The sequence below is a fragment of the Mesorhizobium sp. WSM3862 genome (assembly GCF_002294985.1).
Taxonomy (GTDB): domain Bacteria; phylum Pseudomonadota; class Alphaproteobacteria; order Rhizobiales; family Rhizobiaceae; genus Mesorhizobium.
This window is the reverse complement of the sequence record NZ_NSGE01000008.1, coordinates 184,219-203,506: the sequence shown is the minus strand read 5'-3', so window position 1 is coordinate 203,506 and position 19,288 is coordinate 184,219. Positions and strand designations below refer to the sequence as shown.

The 19,288-nt window shown below is 66.9% G+C and carries 19 protein-coding genes; 10 read left to right on the top strand and 9 right to left on the bottom strand.

All coding sequences use genetic code 11. The annotated features are described in order from the left end of the window. Positions 1-256: 256 nt before the first annotated feature. Genes CK224_RS23850 through CK224_RS23840 form a run of 3 tightly spaced genes read left to right on the top strand, consistent with a single transcriptional unit; the run spans position 257 to position 3,989 of the window. Positions 257-724, top strand: coding sequence for a (2Fe-2S)-binding protein (locus CK224_RS23850; protein WP_348628408.1), 468 nt, complete (start codon positions 257-259; stop codon positions 722-724). After that, a complete protein-coding gene (locus CK224_RS23845; protein ID WP_095783436.1) occupies positions 721-1,704 on the top strand; it encodes a xanthine dehydrogenase family protein subunit M in 984 nt (327 codons plus the stop codon). The genes CK224_RS23850 and CK224_RS23845 overlap by 4 nt, the downstream gene beginning before the upstream one ends. Further along, positions 1,701-3,989 (top strand): xanthine dehydrogenase family protein molybdopterin-binding subunit, encoded by a 2,289-nt coding sequence (locus CK224_RS23840; protein ID WP_066999447.1) that lies wholly within the window; start codon positions 1,701-1,703, stop codon positions 3,987-3,989. Before CK224_RS23845 ends, CK224_RS23840 begins: the two co-directional genes overlap by 4 nt. A 158-nt stretch (positions 3,990-4,147) precedes the next feature. Here the strand turns inward: CK224_RS23840 and CK224_RS23835 are convergent, their stop codons facing one another. Both CK224_RS23835 and CK224_RS23830 read right to left on the bottom strand, forming a co-directional pair. Beyond that, positions 4,148-4,912 (bottom strand): slipin family protein, encoded by a 765-nt coding sequence (locus CK224_RS23835; RefSeq protein ID WP_095783435.1) that lies wholly within the window; start codon positions 4,910-4,912, stop codon positions 4,148-4,150. Continuing rightward, entirely contained in the window at positions 4,909-6,291 is a 1,383-nt protein-coding gene (locus CK224_RS23830; protein WP_095783434.1) for a nodulation protein NfeD, read from the bottom strand. Before CK224_RS23830 ends, CK224_RS23835 begins: the two co-directional genes overlap by 4 nt. A 204-nt stretch (positions 6,292-6,495) precedes the next feature. On the opposite strand from CK224_RS23830, the gene CK224_RS23825 reads away from it, so the two are divergent. The 5 genes from CK224_RS23825 (at position 6,496) to CK224_RS23805 (ending at position 10,741) form a co-directional block, all read left to right on the top strand. Beyond that, positions 6,496-6,723, top strand: coding sequence for a DUF1127 domain-containing protein (locus CK224_RS23825; RefSeq protein ID WP_095783433.1), 228 nt, complete (start codon positions 6,496-6,498; stop codon positions 6,721-6,723). A 260-nt stretch (positions 6,724-6,983) separates the two neighbouring features. Continuing rightward, the gene (locus CK224_RS23820; RefSeq protein WP_095783432.1) at positions 6,984-7,562 is read left to right on the top strand and encodes an OsmC family protein; all 579 of its coding nucleotides are present in this window, start codon (positions 6,984-6,986) and stop codon (positions 7,560-7,562) included. Positions 7,563-7,730: 168 nt separating this feature from the next. After that, entirely contained in the window at positions 7,731-8,957 is a 1,227-nt protein-coding gene (locus CK224_RS23815) for an NAD(P)/FAD-dependent oxidoreductase (protein WP_095783431.1), read from the top strand. A 24-nt stretch (positions 8,958-8,981) separates the two neighbouring features. Next, on the top strand, positions 8,982-10,277 hold the full coding sequence (locus CK224_RS23810) for an NAD(P)/FAD-dependent oxidoreductase (protein ID WP_095783430.1): 1,296 nt from the start codon (positions 8,982-8,984) through the stop codon (positions 10,275-10,277). Beyond that, the gene (locus tag CK224_RS23805) at positions 10,274-10,741 is read left to right on the top strand and encodes a MaoC family dehydratase (protein ID WP_082953788.1); all 468 of its coding nucleotides are present in this window, start codon (positions 10,274-10,276) and stop codon (positions 10,739-10,741) included. The genes CK224_RS23810 and CK224_RS23805 overlap by 4 nt, the downstream gene beginning before the upstream one ends. 53 nt (positions 10,742-10,794) lie before the next feature. Here the strand turns inward: CK224_RS23805 and CK224_RS23800 are convergent, their stop codons facing one another. Beyond that, entirely contained in the window at positions 10,795-11,106 is a 312-nt protein-coding gene (locus CK224_RS23800; protein ID WP_095783429.1) for a hypothetical protein, read from the bottom strand. 103 nt (positions 11,107-11,209) lie between these two features. Beyond that, a complete protein-coding gene (locus tag CK224_RS23795; protein WP_095783428.1) occupies positions 11,210-11,401 on the bottom strand; it encodes a hypothetical protein in 192 nt (63 codons plus the stop codon). A 294-nt stretch (positions 11,402-11,695) separates the two neighbouring features. On the opposite strand from CK224_RS23795, the gene CK224_RS23790 reads away from it, so the two are divergent. After that, positions 11,696-12,097 carry a low affinity iron permease family protein gene (locus CK224_RS23790; protein ID WP_095783427.1) on the top strand — a complete coding sequence of 134 codons (402 nt, stop codon included), beginning with the start codon at positions 11,696-11,698 and terminating at the stop codon, positions 12,095-12,097. A gap of 94 nt (positions 12,098-12,191) precedes the next feature. Here the strand turns inward: CK224_RS23790 and CK224_RS32015 are convergent, their stop codons facing one another. Then, positions 12,192-13,769 (bottom strand): alpha/beta hydrolase, encoded by a 1,578-nt coding sequence (locus CK224_RS32015; RefSeq protein ID WP_245426160.1) that lies wholly within the window; start codon positions 13,767-13,769, stop codon positions 12,192-12,194. Between the two features lie 310 nt (positions 13,770-14,079). Beyond that, positions 14,080-15,513 carry an MFS transporter gene (locus tag CK224_RS23780; protein WP_245426157.1) on the bottom strand — a complete coding sequence of 478 codons (1,434 nt, stop codon included), beginning with the start codon at positions 15,511-15,513 and terminating at the stop codon, positions 14,080-14,082. 134 nt (positions 15,514-15,647) lie between these two features. Between CK224_RS23780 and CK224_RS23775 the strand changes: the two genes are divergently transcribed. After that, the gene (locus CK224_RS23775) at positions 15,648-16,541 is read left to right on the top strand and encodes a LysR family transcriptional regulator (RefSeq protein WP_095783425.1); all 894 of its coding nucleotides are present in this window, start codon (positions 15,648-15,650) and stop codon (positions 16,539-16,541) included. Positions 16,542-17,363: 822 nt separating this feature from the next. On the opposite strand, the gene CK224_RS23765 is transcribed toward CK224_RS23775, so the two are convergent. The 3 genes from CK224_RS23765 to CK224_RS23750 all read right to left on the bottom strand — a co-directional run bounded on the left by CK224_RS23765 (position 17,364) and on the right by CK224_RS23750 (position 19,184). Then, positions 17,364-17,633: a hypothetical protein gene (locus tag CK224_RS23765; protein WP_095783423.1), complete on the bottom strand. Its 270-nt coding sequence runs from the start codon at positions 17,631-17,633 to the stop codon at positions 17,364-17,366. 179 nt (positions 17,634-17,812) lie between these two features. Next, positions 17,813-17,905: a hypothetical protein gene (locus CK224_RS23760; RefSeq protein ID WP_082953785.1), complete on the bottom strand. Its 93-nt coding sequence runs from the start codon at positions 17,903-17,905 to the stop codon at positions 17,813-17,815. Between the two features lie 346 nt (positions 17,906-18,251). Next, positions 18,252-19,184, bottom strand: a complete 933-nt coding sequence (locus CK224_RS23750) for a hypothetical protein (RefSeq protein WP_095783421.1) — start codon at positions 19,182-19,184, stop codon at positions 18,252-18,254. Positions 19,185-19,288: the final 104 nt, after the last annotated feature.

Here is a 19,288-nt window from a genome sequence, read left to right as displayed (position 1 = left end):
TTGCTGGCGCGCGACGCGCGAGGACGTTGGCGCTCGACGTGAGACGACCCCCTCTGCCCTGCCGGGCATCTCCCCCGCAAGGGGGGAGATTAGCTGCTTCGACGCCTTGCCCCTCTCCTCCCAAGCCCCATTTCCCTCCCCCTAGCGTCCAGCAATCGGAGCCCGACGCCTCATGACCAGCCAGACAATCATCGACCCTCCCGAAGACGGCCATTTCAGGAACGGCAAGGCCAGCAACGGCGCAAGCCCCACCACCTTGTCCATCCACCTCACCATCAACGGCCGTGACCACGCGCTCGATATCGAGCCGCGGGTTACCCTGCTCGACGCGCTGCGCGAGCGGCTCCACCTCACCGGCACCAAGAAGGGCTGCGACCAGGGCCAGTGCGGCGCCTGCACGGTCCATGTCGAGGGTGAGCGGGTGCTCGCCTGCCTGACGCTCGCCGCCCAGGTCGAGGGACGCTCGATCACGACAATAGAAGGGCTCGCCGACGAAGACGGCACGCTGCACGCCGTGCAGGCCGCATTCCTCGAACAGGATGCATTCCAGTGCGGCTACTGCACGCCGGGACAGATCATGTCGGCGGTGGCCTGCATCCGCGAGGGCCATGCCGGCTCCGACGAGGAGATCCGCGAATACATGGCCGGCAATCTGTGCCGCTGCGGCGCCTATCCGCACATCGTCGCCGCCGTCCGCCAGGCAGCTAGGGAGCTCCGCTCATGAGAGACTTTTCCTATCTTCGCGCCGACAGCGTCGAGGCCGCGCGCAACGCGGCCGCCCTTCCCGGCGCCATGCTGCTTGCCGGCGGCACGACGCTCATCGATCTCGCCAAATGCGGCGTCGCCGAACCGGCCACCGTCATCGACATCAGCCATATCGAGGGGCTCAACGCCATTGATGTAACCGCCGACCGCGCCGTCATCGGCGCGCTGGCCAAGATGAGCCATGTCGCCGACAACGCCGAGGTGAAAAGCCACTTCCCAGCGGTTTCGGAAGCGTTGTGGCAGGCGGCCTCGGCGCAGCTGCGCAACATGGCGACCATCGGCGGCAACCTGATGCAGCGCACGCGCTGTCCCTATTTCCGCGATCCGCAGAACTTCCCGGTCTGCAACAAGCGCGAGCCGGGCAGCGGCTGCTCGGCGATCGGCGGCGTCACGCGCGGCCATGCGGTGCTCGGCACCAGCGAAGCCTGCATCGCCACCTATCCGGGCGATCTTGCCATCGCGCTTGTCGCCTTCGACGCCGAGGTCGATCTCGGCGAGCGGAAGCTGAAGGTCGAGGACTTCTTCCTCGCCCCTGGCGCCACGGCCGAACGCGAGCACGACATCCGCCCCGGCGAAATGATCACGGCCATCGAGATCCCGGGCTCGGCCGCGGCCCGGCGGTCGACCTATCTCAAGGTCCGCGACCGCCAGTCCTATGAGTTCGCGGCGGCGAGCGCTGCCGTCGGACTGGAGCTCGAGGGCGACGGCCGCACCATACGCGACATCCGCGTCGCGGTCGGCGGCGTCGCGACGAAACCGTGGCGGGCGCGCGCCGTCGAAGAGGCGCTGAAGGGCAAGCCGCTCGACGAAGCGTCCGTTCGCAAGGCGAGCGAGCTCGTCATGGAGGGCGCCGTCGACCATGGCGCCAACCGCTACAAGATCGCATTGGCGCCCCGCGTGATCGCGCGCGCCATCCTGAAATTGGGAGAAACGGCATGACCGTTCATGACATGAAACACGCAGGCTCCGACAGCGCGCGCCTCGAAGCGGTGGGCGGGCGCCTGTCGCGCGTCGACGGCCCGGCCAAGATCACCGGCGCCGCGCATTACGCGTTCGAACAGCAGCTCGAAGGGCTGACCCATGCGGTGCTGGTCGGCGCGACGATTGCCGCCGGCAAGGTCACCGGCATCGACACGCGCGCGGCTGAAACCGCGCCAGGCGTGCTCGCCGTGCTGACGCCCGACACCATCATGGAACTGAATTCGGCATCGGACTGGTTCGGCAGACAGCCGTCCGAAGAAACCTATTGCCCGCTGGTGCGCGAGGTCACCTTTTCCGGCCAGCACGTTGCTGCCGTCGTGGCCGAGACCTTCGAGCAGGCCGTCGCCGCCGCGGCGCTGGTCAAGGTCAGCTATGACGAGATGCCGGCAATCGTCGACCTCAGCGACGGCAGCGACGGCATTCCGGTCGACGCCATGACCAAGGAATGGGGCGACGCCGAGGCCGCCTTCGCCGAGGCACCGGTGCGCGTCTGCGCCGCCTACAACACGCCGCGCGAGTTCCAGGCGGCTATGGAGCCGCATGGGCTGATCGCGCGCTGGGAGGGCGACCAGCTCACCATCTGGGAACCGAGCCAATGGCTCGACGGCATGGCGCGCACCTATGCCGAATGGTTCGGCGTGCCGTTCCAGAATGTGCGGCTGGTCTCGCCCTATATCGGCGGCGGCTTCGGCTCCAAGGCGCTGGCGCTCGCGCACAGCGCGGTGGCCGCGGCAGCGGCAAAGATGCTCGGACGCCCGGTGAAGCTGGTGCTCAACCGCCCGCAGAATTTCACCTCCTATGGCGGCCGCGCCGCGACACGCCAGACGGTTGCGATCGGCGCCGACAAGGCGGGCCGCATCCAGTCGATCGTGCATCGCGGCGTCAACGAGACGGCGGTCGACGGCATGTGGGTCGAGCCGCTCGGCTCCGTCACCTCGATCATGTATGCGACGCCCAATTTCTCCTCGAAACAGAATGTGGTCAGGGTGAACACGGTGGTGCCGGGGGCGAAGCGCGCGCCGGGCGAGAACCCGAGCGCCTTCGGTATCGAATGCGCCATCGACGAGCTCGCCCATGAGCTCGGTATCGACCCGCTGGAGATGCGGCTGATCAATTATGCCGAGCAGGATCCCCACGCAAAGAAGGCGTGGTCGACAAGGCAGTTGCGGGAGGCCTTTGCCGCCGGCGCGGAAGCCTTCGGCTGGGCTAAGCGTTCGCGCGAGCCGCGCTCGATGCGTGACGGCCACCAGCTCATCGGCTGGGGCGTCGCGGCCGGCACCTATCCGGTTCGGCGCGCCTATGGCGAGGCCGTGGTGAAGCTCCTGGCCGACGGCTCGGTCGAGGTCGAGAGCTCCTCCATCGACATGGGCCAGGGCACCTACACGATCCTGGCGCAGACCGCGGCCGAGACGCTCGGCGTGCCGGTGGAGAAGGTGTCGGTGAGGCTGGGGGATTCGCATTTCGCCCGCGCCGGCGTCACCGGCGGCTCGCGGCTTGCCGGGGTCATGACCGGCGCCGTCTACAAGGCGGCGGGCCAGGCGCTGGACGAGCTGATCGGGCTGGCGCTCTCCGATCCGCGCTCGCCCTTCCATGGGCTGCAGGCGAACACGCTGCAAGTGAAGGGTGGCCGCATCGCCTCGCCGCGCGGTGACGGCCCGGAGTTCTCGATCGCCGAGCTGATGCGCGCCCTCGGTCGCGAAAAGATCGAGGCCAAGGGCGACACGGTTCCGGCCAGCTTCACGCCGGAGCAGCGCTACAACAACTACACCACCATCGCCATGGCGCTGCCGCACACCGAGGGCGATTATTCCCGCCACTCCTGGTGCGCGCATTTCGTCGAGGTGCGCGTCGATGAGGATTTTGGAACGGTGCGCGTGTCGCGCGTCGTGTCGGCGCTGGATTCCGGCCGGCTCTACAACCCCAAGCTGGCGGAGAGCCAGTGGAAGGGCGGCATCATCATGGGTATCGGCCAGGCGCTGCTGGAAGAAGGCATCGTCGACCGCCGCCATGGCCGCATCGTCAACGGCAACCTCGCCGACTACATGCTGCCGACCAATGCCGACATCCCGGACATCCGGACGATCTCGGTCGGCATCCCCGACCCGCATTCCTCGGCGCTGGGCGGCAAGGGCGTCGGCGAGCTCGGCATCGTCGGCGTGGCGCCGGCGATTGCCAATGCGGTGTTCCACGCCACCGGGAAGCGGGTGCGGGATCTGCCGATTACGCTGGAGAAGTTGATTTAGCGCCGGCCTTGTCTCCCCCCTCGAGGGGGAGATGTCGCCGAAGGCGACAGAGGGGGTCGCCGCGCGTGGGGCGCCAACCTACAACCGTCGCAATAGGCCGAGTCCAGTCGGACCGACCCCCTCTGCCCTGCCGGGCATCTCCCCCTCGACGGGGGAGATCACCTGCCCTGGCCCTGGCCCTTCAGGAACTGGCTAAGCAGATCCACCGGCAGCGGGAAGACCACGGTCGATGAACGCTCGCCGGCGATGTCGTGCAGGGCCTCGAAATAGCGCAGCTGCATGGCCTGCGGTTCGGCCGCCAGCATGCGGCCGGCCTCGACCAGCTTGGCCGCCGCCTGCTGCTCGCCGTCGGCGTTGATGACCTTGGCGCGCCGCAGCCGCTCGGCCTCTGCCTGCTTGGCGATGGCCCGAACCATGCTCTCATTGAGGTCGACATGCTTGATCTCGACATTGGAGACCTTGATGCCCCAGGCGTCGGTGCGCTGGTCGAGGATGTCCTGGATGTCGCTGTTGAGCTTGTCGCGCTCGGCCAGCATCTCGTCCAGCTCGTGCTTCCCGAGCACCGAACGCAGCGTGGTCTGCGCCAGCTGGTTGGTGGCGGTCATGAAATCCTCGACCTGGATGATCGCCCGCTCGGCGTCGACGATGCGGAAATAGAGCACCGCGTTGACCTTGACCGAGACATTGTCGCGCGAGATGACGTCCTGCGGTGGCACGTCCTGCACCACAACGCGCAGGTCCACGCGCACCATCTGCTGGATGAAGGGAACGAGCAGGATGAGGCCGGGCCCCTTGACCCCGGTGAAGCGGCCGAGCGTGAAGACGACGCCGCGCTCATATTCCCTCAGGACGCGGATCGCCGCCGACAGGAACATGATCACCAGCAGCGCGAGGATCAGATAGGCAACATAGCCGAGCGTCATTGTTTTGCTCCGTCGTTTCCCGCTCCGTTGTGACCTGCACCACGCCGCCGCACCGTCAGCACGAGATCGCTGACGGCGGTCACCTCAGCACGATCTCCGGGCGCGATCGGCTCCTCGGCCTTGGCGCGCCAGCGCTCGCCGAGCGCCAGCACATGACCTTCTCCGCCTTCCCAGTCGAGAACGTCCACGGAAAGACCGTGCATGGCCCCGCCGCCGACGCGCGGCGGATTGCGGCGCGCCGCCCAGAGATAGCTGCCGGCCAGCAGCGCGAGGCCCAGCGTCAGCGCCGCGGCGGGGCCGATGACCGCCCACGATATGGCGAAGCCCGGCCCCTCGACCTTGAGCAGCATGGCCGCGCCGAGCAGGAAGGCGGCCGCGCCGCCGACACCCAGCACCACTGTCGGGCTGAAAGCCTCAACGATGAGGAAGGCGACGCCGAGCAGCATCAGGGCGAGACCGGTATAGTTGATCGGCAAGAGATCGAGCGCGTAGAGGCCGAGCACGAGGCAGATGGCGCCAATGACGCCAGGCGCCACCGCACCTGGGCTCGTGACCTCGAAGACGATGCCGTAGAAGCCGATCAGCATCAGGAGGACGGCAACGTTCGGATCGGTGATGACGGCGAGAAGCCGGATGAACCAGCCGGGATCCAGGACCTCGACGGCCAGGCCCTTCGTCGCCAGCACCTCTTTCTTGCCGGCCACGTCGACGGTGCGGCCGTCGGCGAGTTGCAGCAGCTCCGCCGTGTCACGGGCGACGAAGTCGATGACATGTTGCTGCAGCGCCGCGCTTGCCGAGAGGCTCGCCGCCTCGCGAACCGCCTTCTCGCCCCAGTCGCCATTGCGCCCGCGCAGTTCGGCGAGGGAGCGGATCAGCGCCACCGCGTCGTTGGTCGCCTTGGCCGTCATCGGGTCCCCGGCTGGCTTGCCGGTGTCCTTGTCGTCCTTCTCACCGCCGGGAAGCGAGGGCAGCCCGCCGATCTCGACCGGCGTCGCGGCGCCCAGATTGGTGCCGGGCGCCATCGCCGCGACATGGGTCGAGTAAAGGATATAGGTTCCGGCGCTCGCCGCATGACCGCCGGCGGGCGCGACATAGCCGATGACGGGAACGGGGGACGCCAGGATATCGGCGATCATCTCGCGCATCGAGGTGACGAGGCCGCCGGGCGTGTCGAGCTGAAGGATGAGAGCCCCGGCGTTGCGCTCGGCCGCGGTCTTGAGCGCTTCCTTGAGCTGGCGCGAACTCGCCGGACCGATGGCGCCGTCAATCGCGATGCTCAAGGCCATCCTCTCCCCCGCCGTTTCGGCCGAGGAGAAGGGGAAAACCGCCGCGGCGGCCATGAAAGCCGCTGCCAGAAGGGCCACCCGCGCGAGTTTCACGCCTCAAAGCTCCTTGGGATTCAATATGGGGTTGTGCCGGGGCAAGTCCAATGAGGGGCGAGCGGAGCGGGTAATCTCCCTCCTCACGATTCCACGGCAATTTCGACGTCGCCTCCAACGCTGGCTCCCTCGCCCGTACGTCATTGTCCCCATCGACGGCGCGAATGAACGCGTTCGCAACAATGGAGACGACAATTGACGACGATGGATCGTTTGCAGTACGAAACCGGCCGCACGGGCTTCAACCTGTTCGGCTCTGCCCGCCGCGGTTTGCGGCTGGCCTATCACGCCATGCGGATGCGCAGCGATCGCGCCGCGCTGCGCGCCATGCCGGACTATTTGCTCAAGGACATGGGCATCAGCCGCTCGCAGATCGAGCACTACACGTCCACGCGCGCCGCGCTCGCCGCAGCCGGCAGGACGGACGCCTGAAGCGGATGAACCAGTGCATCGGCGGCCGGCCGGAAGGCTGGTGAAAACCCCGGCTCGCCGGGGTTTTCGCGTTCCGGGGCGAGGCACTGCCGGCATTGGAACCGGTCGCGGGCTGCCCGCCCAAATGAAACGGCCGATGCAATTTCCACGGTGGGCGTATCAGAAATTCCACGCTGCCATCCACTCTCGTTCAAACGCATCGGCGTCAGAAAGGAGCCGTCACGGCAACCAAGCCGCAAAGCAACCTTCGGAGTAGTCACATGCAACCCAGCACCAAACCTGCCCGCGTTCCGCTCAATGGCGTCGACACACCGAACCTTCTGGCGACCATCAATTTCGTCGCCGGTCAGCCGGAGCTGGCGAAGTTCCAGTTCCGCGCCCACAACGAATGGATCGAAGGCACCCACAGCAAGAGCGTCATGCATGGCTTCCACGGTGCCGGCCAGGAGCAGAAGCACGAGAAGCCCTTCTATGCCGACAGCGACCATCCGGCGATCCTGTGCGGCGCCGACAACGCCCCGACCCCTGTCGAGTGGCTGCTGCATGGGCTGGCGAGCTGCCTGATGGCGGGGCTCGCCAATATCGCCGCCGCGCGCGGCATCAAGCTCACCAGCGTGAAGTGCTCGGTCGACGGCGACATCGACCTGCGCGGCATCCTCGGCATCTCGGACGAGGTCCGCAACGGCTTCCAGAACATCCAGGTGTCGTTCGAGGTCGAGGGCGACGCGCCGGCCGAGAAGCTCGAGCAGCTGGTCGAGCAGGCCCGCGCACGCTCGGCCGTGTTCGACGTGCTGACCAACGGCGTGCCGGTCACGGTCGGCATCAAGACCATCCAGTGAACTAAAGCGCGTCGTCCTGAAAACGGATTCAGGCGACGCGCTTTAGATCTTTGTTTGACGCATGTCGTTGTTCCAGAACCGCTGCACACTTCTGGGCGACATGCGTTAGCTGAAGCGACGGTTCGGAGAAATCCGGACCGTCTCTCCCCAGGGCCTCGGAACAGAGCCATGAAACATGCTGACGTCGTCATCATCGGCGGCGGGCAGGCCGGGCTTGCGCTCAGCCATTGCCTTGGCCGCGCCGGAATCGACCATGTCGTGCTGGAGCGCGGCCGCATCGGCGAGCGCTGGCGCACGCAGAGCTGGCGATCGCTGAGGCTGCTGACGCCGAACTGGCTGAACGGCCTGCCCGGCTCGCCCTATGACGGCCCGGACCCCGACGGCTTCAGGACAAAGGACGTGTTCGTCCATGATCTCGAAACCTATGCAAGCCGCTGGCAGGTGCCGGTGGAATGCAGCGTCGAGGTCACCTCCTGCAGGCGGACCGGCGGCGGCTTCGCGCTCGCCACCGGCACCGGCGACTGGTCGGCCAGGGTCGTAGTGGTGGCGACGGGGCATTGCGACCGGCCGATGGTTCCTTTCGCGTCGGAGTTCCGAGGCGGGCCGCTCTCCCTCCACACTTCACAATATCGTTCCCCTGGCGAGCTACCGCCCGGCGAGGTGCTGATCGTCGGCGCCTCATCTTCCGGCGTGCAGATCGCCGACGAGCTCGCGCGCGCCGGCCGGCGTGTGATGCTGTCCGTCGGCAAGCATACGCGCCTGCCGAGACTGTGGCGCGGCAAGGACATCTTTTTCTGGCTCTGTCAGATGGGCGTGATGGCCCAGCCGCTCGACGGGCTCGCCAATCCCGAGAGCGCCAGGCGGCAGCCCTCGCTGCAGCTCGCCGGGCGACCGGACAAGGCCGATGTCGACCTTGCCACGCTGCAGGCGCTCGGTGTCGAGCTCACCGGCCGCGTGCGCGGCATAGCCAACCGCGAGATCGCCTTTGCCGACGATCTTGCCGCGCAGATCGCGGCGGCGGACGCGAAGCAGGCGCGGCTGCTTACCGAGATCGACCGCTTCGCCGGCGCCGCGCGGCCCGGCCGGCGCGAGCCGGTGCGGGTGCCTTCGACGCGCCGCCAGCGGCTTTCGCTGACGGAGGGGTCGACCGGCACGGTGATCTGGGCGACGGGCTATGCCCGCTCGTTTGACTGGCTGGAGCCGTCGGCCGTTGGGCCGGATGGCGAGCTGGCGCACCGCGACGGGATCACCGGCGTTCCCGGCCTCTACGCGCTCGGCTTCCGCTTCCTGCGCAAGCGCGATTCCAACTTCATCGGTGGCGCCGGCGTCGACGCGCAAGCGATCGCCGCCGAGGTCTCCAGCTATCTCGACCGCAAAGGTCGCCAAGCCGCCTGAGAGGCCGCCGTGAGGACACCGAAGATGCCAACGACCGCGATTTCCCTTCCGCTCACGCCTAAGCGCGCCCACTACGACGCCATCATCGTCGGCGCGCGCTGCGCCGGCGCCTCGACGGCGCTGCTGCTTGCCCGCGCCGGCCTGACGGTGCTGGCGATCGAGCGCCGGCCCTATGGCTCCGACACGCTGTCGACGCATGCGCTGATGCGGCCCTCCGTGCTGCAGCTGTCGCGCTGGGGCCTGCTCAAACCGCTGCTCAAGGCCGGCACGCCGCTGATCGAGACAACGACGTTCCACTATGGCGAGGAGGAGATCACCATTCCGCTCAATGCCGGGCCCGATCTTCCCGGGCTGATCGCGCCCAGGCGCACCGTGCTCGACCGCATGCTCGTCGATGCCGCGCGCAAGGCCGGCGCCGAGTTCCTGCACGAGGTGGCGGTCGGCGACCTCTTTGCCGACACGCGCGGACGCGTGCGCGGCGTCGAGATCCGCGGCGCCGGCCGCGCGGCCTTACGTTTAAGCGCCGACATCGTGATCGGCGCCGACGGCATCGGCTCCACGGTGGCGAAATGCTGCGACGCGCAAGTGCTCAGAAGGGGCACGGTCTCGGCAGCCCATGTCTATGGTTATGCGCCGGTCGAACCCGGCGCCGGCTATCACTGGTATTTCCGCGACGGCATCGCCGGCTCCCTCATTCCGACCAATGCCGGGCTGGCCTGCATCGTCGCTTCGGTGCCGACCAAGCTGTTCGACGAGCGCTTCCGCCTTGATCATTTCCGCGCCCGCATGGAGGTGCTCGAGGCGCTTTCGCCGGCACTGGCCGAACAGGCGAGCCGGGCGCCCGACGATGCCCGCCTGCAGGCTTTCCGCGGCGTGCCGGGCTACATCCGCCACGCTCACGGACCAGGCTGGGCGCTGGTCGGCGATGCCGGCTTCTTCCGCGACCCGCTCACCTCGCACGGCATTGCCGACGCGCTGCGCGATGCCGAGGGCTTGGCGCGGGCGATCCTGGACGGATCGGAGGCAGCCTTCGCGACCTGGCAGCAGGAGCGCGACCTCATCGCCCGCCAGATCTTCGACACCACTGACGCCATTGCCGGTTTCGACTGGTCGCTGGCCGATATCGGCGAGCGGCATCGCCGCTTCAGCGCGGTGATGAAGGCCGAGGTCCGGGCGCTCGCCGCACACGCGATCCCGGTCCGCCGCGCCGTGTCCGCCATGAGCGGGCTGGCGACTTATCGAGCGCCGGCAAACAAGGACGAACCGCAGGCAATGGCGAGCTCGAGCCTCTATCGCAACCGAACGGGAGTAAGACCATGACCGTACATTTGATGAAGGACGGGTGGATCGGCGTCATCAAGGGGCGGCCGCAGGTCGGCGCCGTCGCCGAACGTTCGCGGCGCACGCAACCGCAGGATATCGACGCCTTCGCGGAGATGACCGGCGACCGCAACCCGCTGCACTACGACAAGGCGTTGGCCGAGGCCTCGGTGTTCGGCAAGCTCATCGTGCAGGGCGGCGTCACCTCCGGCATCCTGAACGCGGTGGTCGCGGAGGACCTTCCCGGGCCCGGCTCGGTGTTCCTCGAAGTCTCCTGGAAATTCGTCAAGGCGGTCGGCGTCGGCGAACTGATCACCGGCCGCGTCGAGGTCAAGGACGTGCGCGCCGACAAGCCGATCACGAAATTGGAGACCTCGGTGCGCAACGAGGCCGGCGAGCTTTGTCTCACCGGCACCGCGACGGTGTTCACCGTGCCGCTCGCCGGGGGCGAGGCGGACAAATGATCGCCGGCAACGGTTCGGCCCGGCTGTCGGTTCTCGAGCCGGGCCGATAGCCGTCAATAGTCGGTGTCGCTTTCGACGGTGACCGGACGACGGTGATAGCGGTGATGGCGCTCGACTGAGCTCGTGACGACGACGGTATCCGAGCGGTGATGGCGATGCCAGGCGCGGCGGCCGTTGTCATAGAATGCGACGGTGCCGTGATGGCGATGATGAAGGCGGTGGCCTTCCTCATTGATGACGATGGCGGGACGGTGATGGTAATGGTGCCTGTGATGCGTCGAGATGACCACATCGGCCTCGGCGGAGGATGCGACGGCGGGTGCCGCGACGCAAAGCGCCAACGCTGCGAGAAGCACTGTTTTCATTGCAATATTCCTGGCTGGTGGAGCGTCCCTTCGCCGGATAAACCCCTGCCGGGCTGTTTGGTTCCGGCCTGGATCGGGCTGCCCGGCAGCAACGCAGCGAAGGTCATTTCGGGCGTTCGCGCCGCAGCGCAACATATCTGAGGTAGGTGCTCGCCGCGACGTCGCAGGCGCGTCGCGACGGTCCGTTCGCGATCAACATGGCCTTGGCAAGCTTGTCGGAGAGCCCGTATTTGCTGGCGAAGGACGCTGTTTCATAGGGCTGGTCTTCCAGATCGTCCGCGAGTCCGTCGGTCATATATCGCCTCCCGATGCAATGGCGCGTCAGAAATGCGGAAGCATGACTTAGGTTGCGGCGGTCGATCCTCTTCTTTGCTTCCCGGACTTCAGTCCGACGGCGCTTCGGACGGTTGGCCGATGAGTGGAACGAACGCTCTTGGTCGCCGTTTGCCGGCAAGCAATTCGCCGATGGGAGGAGAAATATGGAAGACCCTACCAACAGTGTCCTGGAGGCTCGCTGGCTGCTTGCCGTGCCGGCCTCGATGGTCCTCACCGTGCTGATAGCCGGGTTCCTGCTTTCATAGCGTCGCCCATGAATCGGCTCCTCTTCATCGTCGCCGATTTTCTGTCTAGGCCGCCCGGCTTCTATGCGATCGTCATCGCGATGGTTGCGTGCACCTTGCTCGTACCCTTCGGACTTACCAACACGGTGACCTATGCGCTGTCGGCAGCGGCCATCATCATCACGGGGATCGTGCTTATCCAGGGGTACCGGGACACGGCGGCCATCCACGCCAAACTCGACGAGATCGTGATCGCGCTGCGGCAGACACGCAATGACGTGGTTGGGCTCGAGCATGCGGACACGCAAGAGATCAAGTCGAAGCTGGTCGAGCTGGAGCGCGAAGCGGAAGCCGGCTCGGTCGAGGCGGCATCGCAGAACGAGACGAATGAGGCCGGTGCCGCAGCGGGCGGGGGGTGTTGGGGTAGCTGAAGCACCGGCCGAAGGGGCGGAATGGGCACCGCCGCCACCCAAAGATAAGCTTCCCACGCCAAGATTAAATTACGCGATCGCGGTAGGAGATTTCCTACGACCCTGCCGTACCGGCGACGAAGGCTCGGACATGGGCGACGAACTCGTCGAAGGCCGGCTCGCCCTCAAGCAGGATGTGGTTTTGGCTTTCCAGCTCGAGGAAGCTGGCGCCGGGAATGCCTGCCGCCATGGTGCGGCCGGACTCGACCGGGGCAACATTGTCTTCCCGCGCGTGCAGCACCAGGGTCGGCACCCGCACTTTTTCGAGCAGGTCGCTGACATCGATCACGGAAAAGGCGGCCTGCAGGCGCCAGGCGTCGTCCGGCAAAACGGTGCGCCGCATCAGATCGTCCATCCAGGCGAAATGTTCGTGCGTGGCGCCGGGGATGAACATGGAGCAGAAGGCCTGGCGGAACATCGGGTTCGACTTGCCCCAGCTCTCGCGCATCAGCGTCGATACGGCCTCGCGCGTGGCGATCTCGCCGGGGTCGCCGCGTGCCCGCCAGCCTTTGACGTAGCCGCCGTAGAGGATCATGCCCGAGACTTTCTCGGGGTGGCGTATGGCATAGGCGATCGAAACCGCGCAGCTCTGCGAGAGGCCTAGAAGCGTGAAGCGATCGAGCCCCGCGGCCTCGACGACGCATTCGAGATCCGACACCATCGTGTCGAATGAGACGTCGGCCACGTGGCGTTGCGACAGGCCATTGCAGCGCTCGTCGTAGCGCACCAACTGGTTCCGGCGCGACAGTTCCCTCATCCAGTGCCGCCAGATCGGGCTGTCCCAGTCGAAGGTCAGATGCGACATCCAATGCGCGGCGCGCAGGATGGGCGGGCCGCTGCCGGTCTTGGCAAAAGCAAGCCTTGTGCCGTCGCGAGCCCGGCAGAAATGGACGGCGCGGCCGGGATCCTGCGCGGGCGTCGGGCTGTTGGCAAGCTGAGTGGAAGGTGATTGCATCTGGGCCACGTCCGTGGCGCCGCGTTGCGCGGAGCGTCCCGTCGGCTGGGCGGCTGCCGCCCTCACCTTCTCTTCCAGCGCCGCGATCTCTTCCGCCAGGCCGATATCCTCCGGCAGCAGCCGGCGCAGGCGCCTGGCAAGCGGCAGCGCACGCCTCGGCTCGCCGGCCAGGCGCTCGATCAGCTCGCGCAACATGCCGAGCTCGGCGATCTCGACCTCGCTGGCGACGCCCGCGCGCCAGGCCTCGTATTCGAAGCAGCGCTCGAGCGAAAGATCGGCGAGGAAATCGCCGCGGATCGAACCGGCCACGACCTCCAGCTCTTCCGTCGAAGCCATGGAAAGATCGCCCTTCACCAGCGGCAGGAGCCGGGCATAGTCCGTGCCAAGTTTCAGCGAGACAGTGTTGCGGTCGGCGACCAGAGCGGGTTCGTCCTCGCCGAGCACCTGGCGGATCTTGGACAGGCTCCAGCGCAAGGCGCCGCGCGGATCGTCGGGAATGTCCCAGAAGATTTCGCAGAGCCGCTCGCGCTGATGCGCCTTGCCGGTGACGGCGAGATAGGCAAGCAAGGCTCTCGTCTTGCGCGACGGAGGCAGGTCGAGCAGCGCGCCGTCGCGGACCACCTGGAAGTCGCCGAGCACGCAGAGGTCCAGCAGCCCCTTATGCGGAGCGTCGGTCATCCGGCCGGGCACCCTTCCACTACCATCTGGCTCCTCGTCGATGCGGCGGGAGAAGACCGCAACGGAATATCAAAATCGGCTAATTTACGGAAGCCGATACGGCAAGACGGGCGTTGGGAATGTGCGATGGGTTACGTTGGCGGCGATGCGTACTCTCCCTTCGAGGGGGAGCTGTCGCCGAAGGTGACAGAGGGGGCGCTTCGCGTGAAGCGCCAGCGCTCTCCCCGACAGCAGACGGCGTTGGCAATCCAAGTGAGACGACGCCCTCTGTCCTGCCGGACATCTCCCCCGAAAGGGGGGAGATTGGATGTCACCGACCCTTTCGCAAACCTCCAACCACCGCAATTGCCACCGCCAGGGCGACCAAACCCGCCGCCGCTGCGAACGTAAAACCCATCCCGCCGGCGACTGCTTCCGGTGCCGCGGCGCCGACCTCGCCAGTGCCCACCGCGAAGGCAAACACCGCGCCCATCACCGCCGTGCCGGTGATCAGGCCGAGATTGCGTGACAGGCTGAGCATGCCCGAGACAACGCCGCGCTCGTTCTTATCGACATCGGCCATGACGGCGGTGTTGTTCGCCGCCTGGAAGAGCTGATAGCCGGGCGTCAGCAGCATGATCGCCGCCGCGTAGCCGGCGACGCCGAACAGCGCCGGCAGCAGACCAAGCGCGAGGCAGCCGATGGTCATCAGCACCAGCCCGGCAACGACCATGGCGGACGCGCCCAGGCGATCGACGATGCGGCCGGCAGTCACGCCGCACAGCGCCGAGACGACCGGGCCGATCGACAGCACGGCGCCGACCTGCGCTTCGCCCAGGCCCAGCGCGCGCGACAGGAAGAAGGGTCCGACGACAAGCGTCGCCATCATCACGGTGGAGACCAGCCCGTTCATGGCAAGGCTCGGCGCCAGCACCGGATCGCTGAACAGCGCTAGTTTGACCAGAGGCGACGCCACTCTTCGCTGCGCATAGAGGAACAGCGCGGCGCCGAGAACGGCAATGCCGAGCAACGCGATGTTCGTGCCGCCGAAATGGCCGCGTCCTGCCGTCATCGCCAGCGCATAGGCGGCGAGCGTCAAGGCAAGCAGCAACGTGCCCAGAACATCGAAGCGCGGGCCAGCGCCCTGCGCCTCATTGCGGAGGATCATCGCGGTTTGATCGCCCGGCAGGAAGCGCCGGGCGAGGATCATCGCCACGACGCCCAGCCCGGCAGTAACGAGGAAGATCGCGCGCCAGCCGAGGTAAGCGATCAGCACGCCGCCAAGCGACGGCCCAAGCGCCGTGCCGATCGCCGACATGGTGCCGAGCAGGCCCATGGCGCTGCCGGTGCGCTCTTTCGGCATCGTCGTGCCGACCAAGGCCATGGTCAGCGCCATCATCACCGCGGCGCCGAGGCCTTGAGCGGCGCGGGCGGCGACCAGCAGCGGCAGCGACGGCGCAAGCGCGGCCGCCAGCGACGCGGCGCTGAACAGGCCAAGACCGGCGACCAGCAGCAGCCGGCGGCCGACGAGATCGCCAAGACGCCCGACGCTGACGATGAGCGCGGTGATGACAAGCAGATAGGCAAGCACCACCCATTGCACCGCCTGGAAGGATGCTGCGAAGGCGGTGCTCAGCGTCGGCAGCGCGACATTGGCGATGCTGATGCTGAGCGAGGACAAAAGCATCGCCAGCGACAGGCTGGCCAGCGCGCCGCTGGCCGAGCGGCTTGCGGGAGCGGTGCGTGGATCTGCGATATCGGCCATGGTTCTTCTCCGGCTCGGGTGGAACTTGCCGGGAGAATAGGCGCCTGACCGATATGGCGGAACGCGCAGCATTTGCACTCGAATAGTGCATGAAACGCCATGTCGCTGCATCGAGGACGTGCTAAGATCGCGCCATGTCGCGACCCGATCTCAACCTGCTCGTCACGCTGGACGTGCTCATCGCCGAAGGCAGTGTCGCGAAAGCCGCGCGGCGGCTGAAGCTCAGCCCCTCGGCAATGAGCCGAGCGCTCGCAAGACTGCGCGAGGTGACCGGCGATCCGCTTTTGGTGCGCGCCGGGCGCGGCCTGGTGCCGACGCCGCGCGCCATCGAGCTCGGGACGGATGTCGGCCGGCTGGTGAAGGAGGCGGAGGCTGTGTTGCGCCCCGCCGAACGCCTTGATCTGAAGCGGCTTACGCGCAGTTTCACGCTGCGCAACAGCGATGGTTTTGTGGAAAATTTCGGCCCTGCCCTTCTCGCGCGCGTCGCCGAGGAAGCGCCGGGCGTGCAGCTGCGCTTCGTGCCGAAGCCCGACAAGGACAGCGCGCCGATGCGCGAAGGCAGTGTCGATCTCGAGACCGGCGTTATCGGCGGTTCGACCGGCCCGGAGGTGCGGGCGCAGGCGCTGTTCCGCGACCGTTTCGTCGGCGTGGTGCGCAGCGGCCATCCGCTGTGCGACGGCAAGATCACCGCCGCTCGCTTCGCCGCCGGCCGGCATATATTGATCTCGCGCCGCGGGCTGGATCGCGGGCCTATCGACGACGCGCTGGAACTCGCCGGGCTGACGCGGACAATCGCCACCGTGGTCGGCGGCTTCGCGGAAGCGCTGGCGCTGGCGCGCGGCTCCGATCTCATCGCCACGGTGCCCGAGCGCTATACCGGCAAGCTGCGCGAAGGCCTGCTCACCTTCGCATTGCCGGTGAAGCTCGCCGGGCTCACCATTTCGGTGCTATGGCACCCGCGCCTCGACGCCGACCCCGCGCATCGCTGGCTGCGGGGCCTGGTGAGGGAGATTTGCGGAGGGCGGTGAGACAGCCGATCTCCTTTTTTCGCGGCGACTGGCAAGAAGGCCAGGCGAGGCGCGAAGGAACGCCGCGACGACAGACCGAGATTTTCGCCCCAACAAAGTGTGGAGAGAGGTTGCTTGCCGACGCCGGGACGGAGCGGGGGGACGCCCAACAAGAACCCCCGCTCCGTCGCTGCGCGGGCACCTCTGCCCGATCTGCCGGCCAGGACCTGCGCCGGGCAAGCACTTCGAGCAACCGATGCCCACCTTCCCCCGCTCCGATGCCGAATTTTAGCATCCCTGCATGTGCGCATCATGAAGCGGTTCACAGAGCCGCAGCGTTCCTCTCCCCAGTCTTTGAGGGGCGACGAAACCGCTAGCGCGACGGGGAAGTCACTGCCGATGCTGCGTTGCCGAAATGCGCCCAAAAAAAGTCAAGTTGAGAACCGGACCCCAAAACACCTCAACCTGTGAAAAAACAAGCCTATTCAAATCTGTAGGCGGCAACATTCGCGTCGCCGGCCGCAACCGCCGAAAGCCCGGAAATCCGCCGTTTCGGAGCCTGCCGTGGCGGCAACAACGGAAACGCCGCGGCGCGGTTTCGGCGCTGCACAACCGGAAAAAACGCTGTTCCGGAGGCGCCGCCGCCGACGTTGACAGCCAGCCGGGCCAATGGCAATCCGCAGTGACTGGTCACGCCATGACCGTTGCTGTTGGGGACGGACGGGGTTTCAGCAGCTTGGCGGCGGCGCCGGACGGGCGGGCACTTGCGTAGTGTACCGCCCGCTCCTGGCCGGCAGCGGCGCGAGGTTTCGCGTACGAGGCTCAGAAAGGGTGCCCAGACCGCTACTGACGAACCGTTGCCAGCTTTTCAAGCGTCGGCTCGCTGTAGGCCTTCTTCATCGCAATTCCCTCCTGAAGACGCTTCGCGCGGGCGAGCGCTGCCGGGGAGCGACCATCAAGCTTGCGGCCGGAAGCGTTCACCAGGCGCTCCGTACGACGCAACAGGTCGTAAGAGCGGATCAGCGCCGTTCTGCTCTCCTCAGTCAGTTGGTCCTGGAAATCTGCGGCCGCGTGCCCGCGCTCGGGCAAGTAAGGATTCTTGTTCTCGAGCATGCCGCTCTCCCTGTTCTGACGGGAGCGCGGATCAACGTCTCTCAGGCGCCAATGGTGTCCGGTGGGTGGTTACCAGCGATAAGGCAGGGTACGCCGATTGGCGCGCCGTGGCAAAGCCAATAGTTTCGACCGATCTCGGACCGCCGCTAAGTGAGTACGACAGGGCCGCCTGGCTCGCCTCAGAAGGTAAAGCCCGACGACGGCGCGGCGGCGGTCGCGGCCGACAGCCTGCCGCGCTTTTGCAGCCGCGGCTTTTCGTAAGTCTTCTTCATCGTTCGTTCCTGGGCGGGTCAACGACCGGCGCAGGTGAACGCGATGCGGCCGCCCTGTCAAGCTTAGCCCAGGAATGCTTGCCCTGCTGGCTGTTGCTTAGGTCAGCGCGGGGGGGCCGACGACCCGGCAACGACGCTCGACAGCTTCTGGCGCTTCACCAGCACCGGTTTCTCATAGGTCTTCTTCATGGATATGCCCCTTGCCCAATTTGCCGCCTCACGACGCAAGGGAAGTGCCGTTTTGTCAAAAAACGTTTTCGTGAGATGCGTGCAAAGCGAGCCGGCTGCAACCGAATACGGGCAGGCTGTGGTCAGCCGGCAACATCCGGCCCACTGAGGTTCGTCCCTAGCCCGCGTGCTGCAGCCAGTGGCGGTCGAACACGTCGAGGATGGCGCGGTACTCGGACGGCGGGATTTGGTTGACGCCGCCGTCGCTGTCGGCACTGAGGAACTGGCCGAGTTGCCGGTCGACCGCTTCCGGGTGCTCCATGACGATGCCGAGGCTCGCGAGATCGGCGGCGATCGAGGTGCCGGGCGGCAGGTACCCGCCCCATTGCTCGGCGGCTGGCGCATCGCGCAGGCGCACCAGCAGGATTCTTGTCAGCGAGGGCTGCGCCTCCGGGCCGATGATGGCGGGGCCGACCATATAGCCGCCGAGCACGCTGACCGGCTGCGTCTGCGGGAACAGGCAAAGGAAGAACTGCGCTTCGCCGCCCACCTCCTTCAGATGCAGGTAGAGGCTGCGCTTTGCCGGCGTGACCGGCCCGCCGAGCTGCAACTGCCCGGTCGGCAATGTCTCGCGATATGTGGCGGTGAACGCATGCGCGCCGGGTCCGGCCTCGATCGACAGGCGGCCCCTGATGAGCTGGCCGCGATAGTAAGGCGACCAGGCGCGCGAATAGCAGGCATAGGTGCCGGCAAGCGCCAGTCCGGTGCCCTTGTCGTCATGCCCGGGCGAGGCCTCGGCCTGGGCGTGGGCGCGGCGTTCGAGCTCCGTCGCGTCGATGCCGTGCCGGGCCGCGATCGCGGCCGTGAAGCTCGGCAGATCGCTCTCGGCGATCCAGGCGCCGGGCCGTTCGAGGCGCAGCACTTTCGCCCAGTCTTCGTAGACGCTGTGCTCGCGAGGCTGGGCGCGGCCTTGCAGCCATTTGTCGGCGCGGCCGATATCGAAAGCCGTCTTCGGATTGACCGCTCGGAACGCCGCCGCCAGATCCTTGCGGCTGGCGGTTCCCAGCACGACCGAAGTCAGTCGTAACTTCTGCGCGATGTTCAGTGCCATCCGGCTGCACCTGTTCCGTCCCGACAGAATCGGGATTGGCTTCTTGTTCGAGCGAAGATCATGCTTTCACGGCCGCCGCAAGCTCACTGGGCAGTGCAACCAGG

Excerpts from the sequence above, each read along its gene's own strand:
- CK224_RS23790 (WP_095783427.1), top strand. The coding sequence starts at position 11,696 with ATGAATCGGCTCCTCTTCATCGTCGCCGATTTTCTGTCTAGGCCGCCC.
- CK224_RS23760 (WP_082953785.1), bottom strand. The coding sequence starts at position 17,905 with ATGAAGAAGACTTACGAAAAGCCGCGGCTGCAAAAGCGCGGCAGGCTG.
- CK224_RS23825 (WP_095783433.1), top strand. The coding sequence starts at position 6,496 with ATGGATCGTTTGCAGTACGAAACCGGCCGCACGGGCTTCAACCTGTTC.
- CK224_RS23835 (WP_095783435.1), bottom strand. The coding sequence starts at position 4,912 with ATGACGCTCGGCTATGTTGCCTATCTGATCCTCGCGCTGCTGGTGATC.
- CK224_RS23845 (WP_095783436.1), top strand. The coding sequence starts at position 721 with ATGAGAGACTTTTCCTATCTTCGCGCCGACAGCGTCGAGGCCGCGCGC.
- CK224_RS23810 (WP_095783430.1), top strand. The coding sequence starts at position 8,982 with ATGCCAACGACCGCGATTTCCCTTCCGCTCACGCCTAAGCGCGCCCAC.
- CK224_RS23750 (WP_095783421.1), bottom strand. The coding sequence starts at position 19,184 with ATGGCACTGAACATCGCGCAGAAGTTACGACTGACTTCGGTCGTGCTG.
- CK224_RS23775 (WP_095783425.1), top strand. The coding sequence starts at position 15,648 with ATGTCGCGACCCGATCTCAACCTGCTCGTCACGCTGGACGTGCTCATC.
- CK224_RS32015 (WP_245426160.1), bottom strand. The coding sequence starts at position 13,769 with ATGACCGACGCTCCGCATAAGGGGCTGCTGGACCTCTGCGTGCTCGGC.
- CK224_RS23805 (WP_082953788.1), top strand. The coding sequence starts at position 10,274 with ATGACCGTACATTTGATGAAGGACGGGTGGATCGGCGTCATCAAGGGG.
- CK224_RS23795 (WP_095783428.1), bottom strand. The coding sequence starts at position 11,401 with ATGACCGACGGACTCGCGGACGATCTGGAAGACCAGCCCTATGAAACA.
- CK224_RS23820 (WP_095783432.1), top strand. The coding sequence starts at position 6,984 with ATGCAACCCAGCACCAAACCTGCCCGCGTTCCGCTCAATGGCGTCGAC.
- CK224_RS23815 (WP_095783431.1), top strand. The coding sequence starts at position 7,731 with ATGAAACATGCTGACGTCGTCATCATCGGCGGCGGGCAGGCCGGGCTT.
- CK224_RS23840 (WP_066999447.1), top strand. The coding sequence starts at position 1,701 with ATGACCGTTCATGACATGAAACACGCAGGCTCCGACAGCGCGCGCCTC.
- CK224_RS23780 (WP_245426157.1), bottom strand. The coding sequence starts at position 15,513 with ATGGCCGATATCGCAGATCCACGCACCGCTCCCGCAAGCCGCTCGGCC.
- CK224_RS23765 (WP_095783423.1), bottom strand. The coding sequence starts at position 17,633 with ATGCTCGAGAACAAGAATCCTTACTTGCCCGAGCGCGGGCACGCGGCC.
- CK224_RS23800 (WP_095783429.1), bottom strand. The coding sequence starts at position 11,106 with ATGAAAACAGTGCTTCTCGCAGCGTTGGCGCTTTGCGTCGCGGCACCC.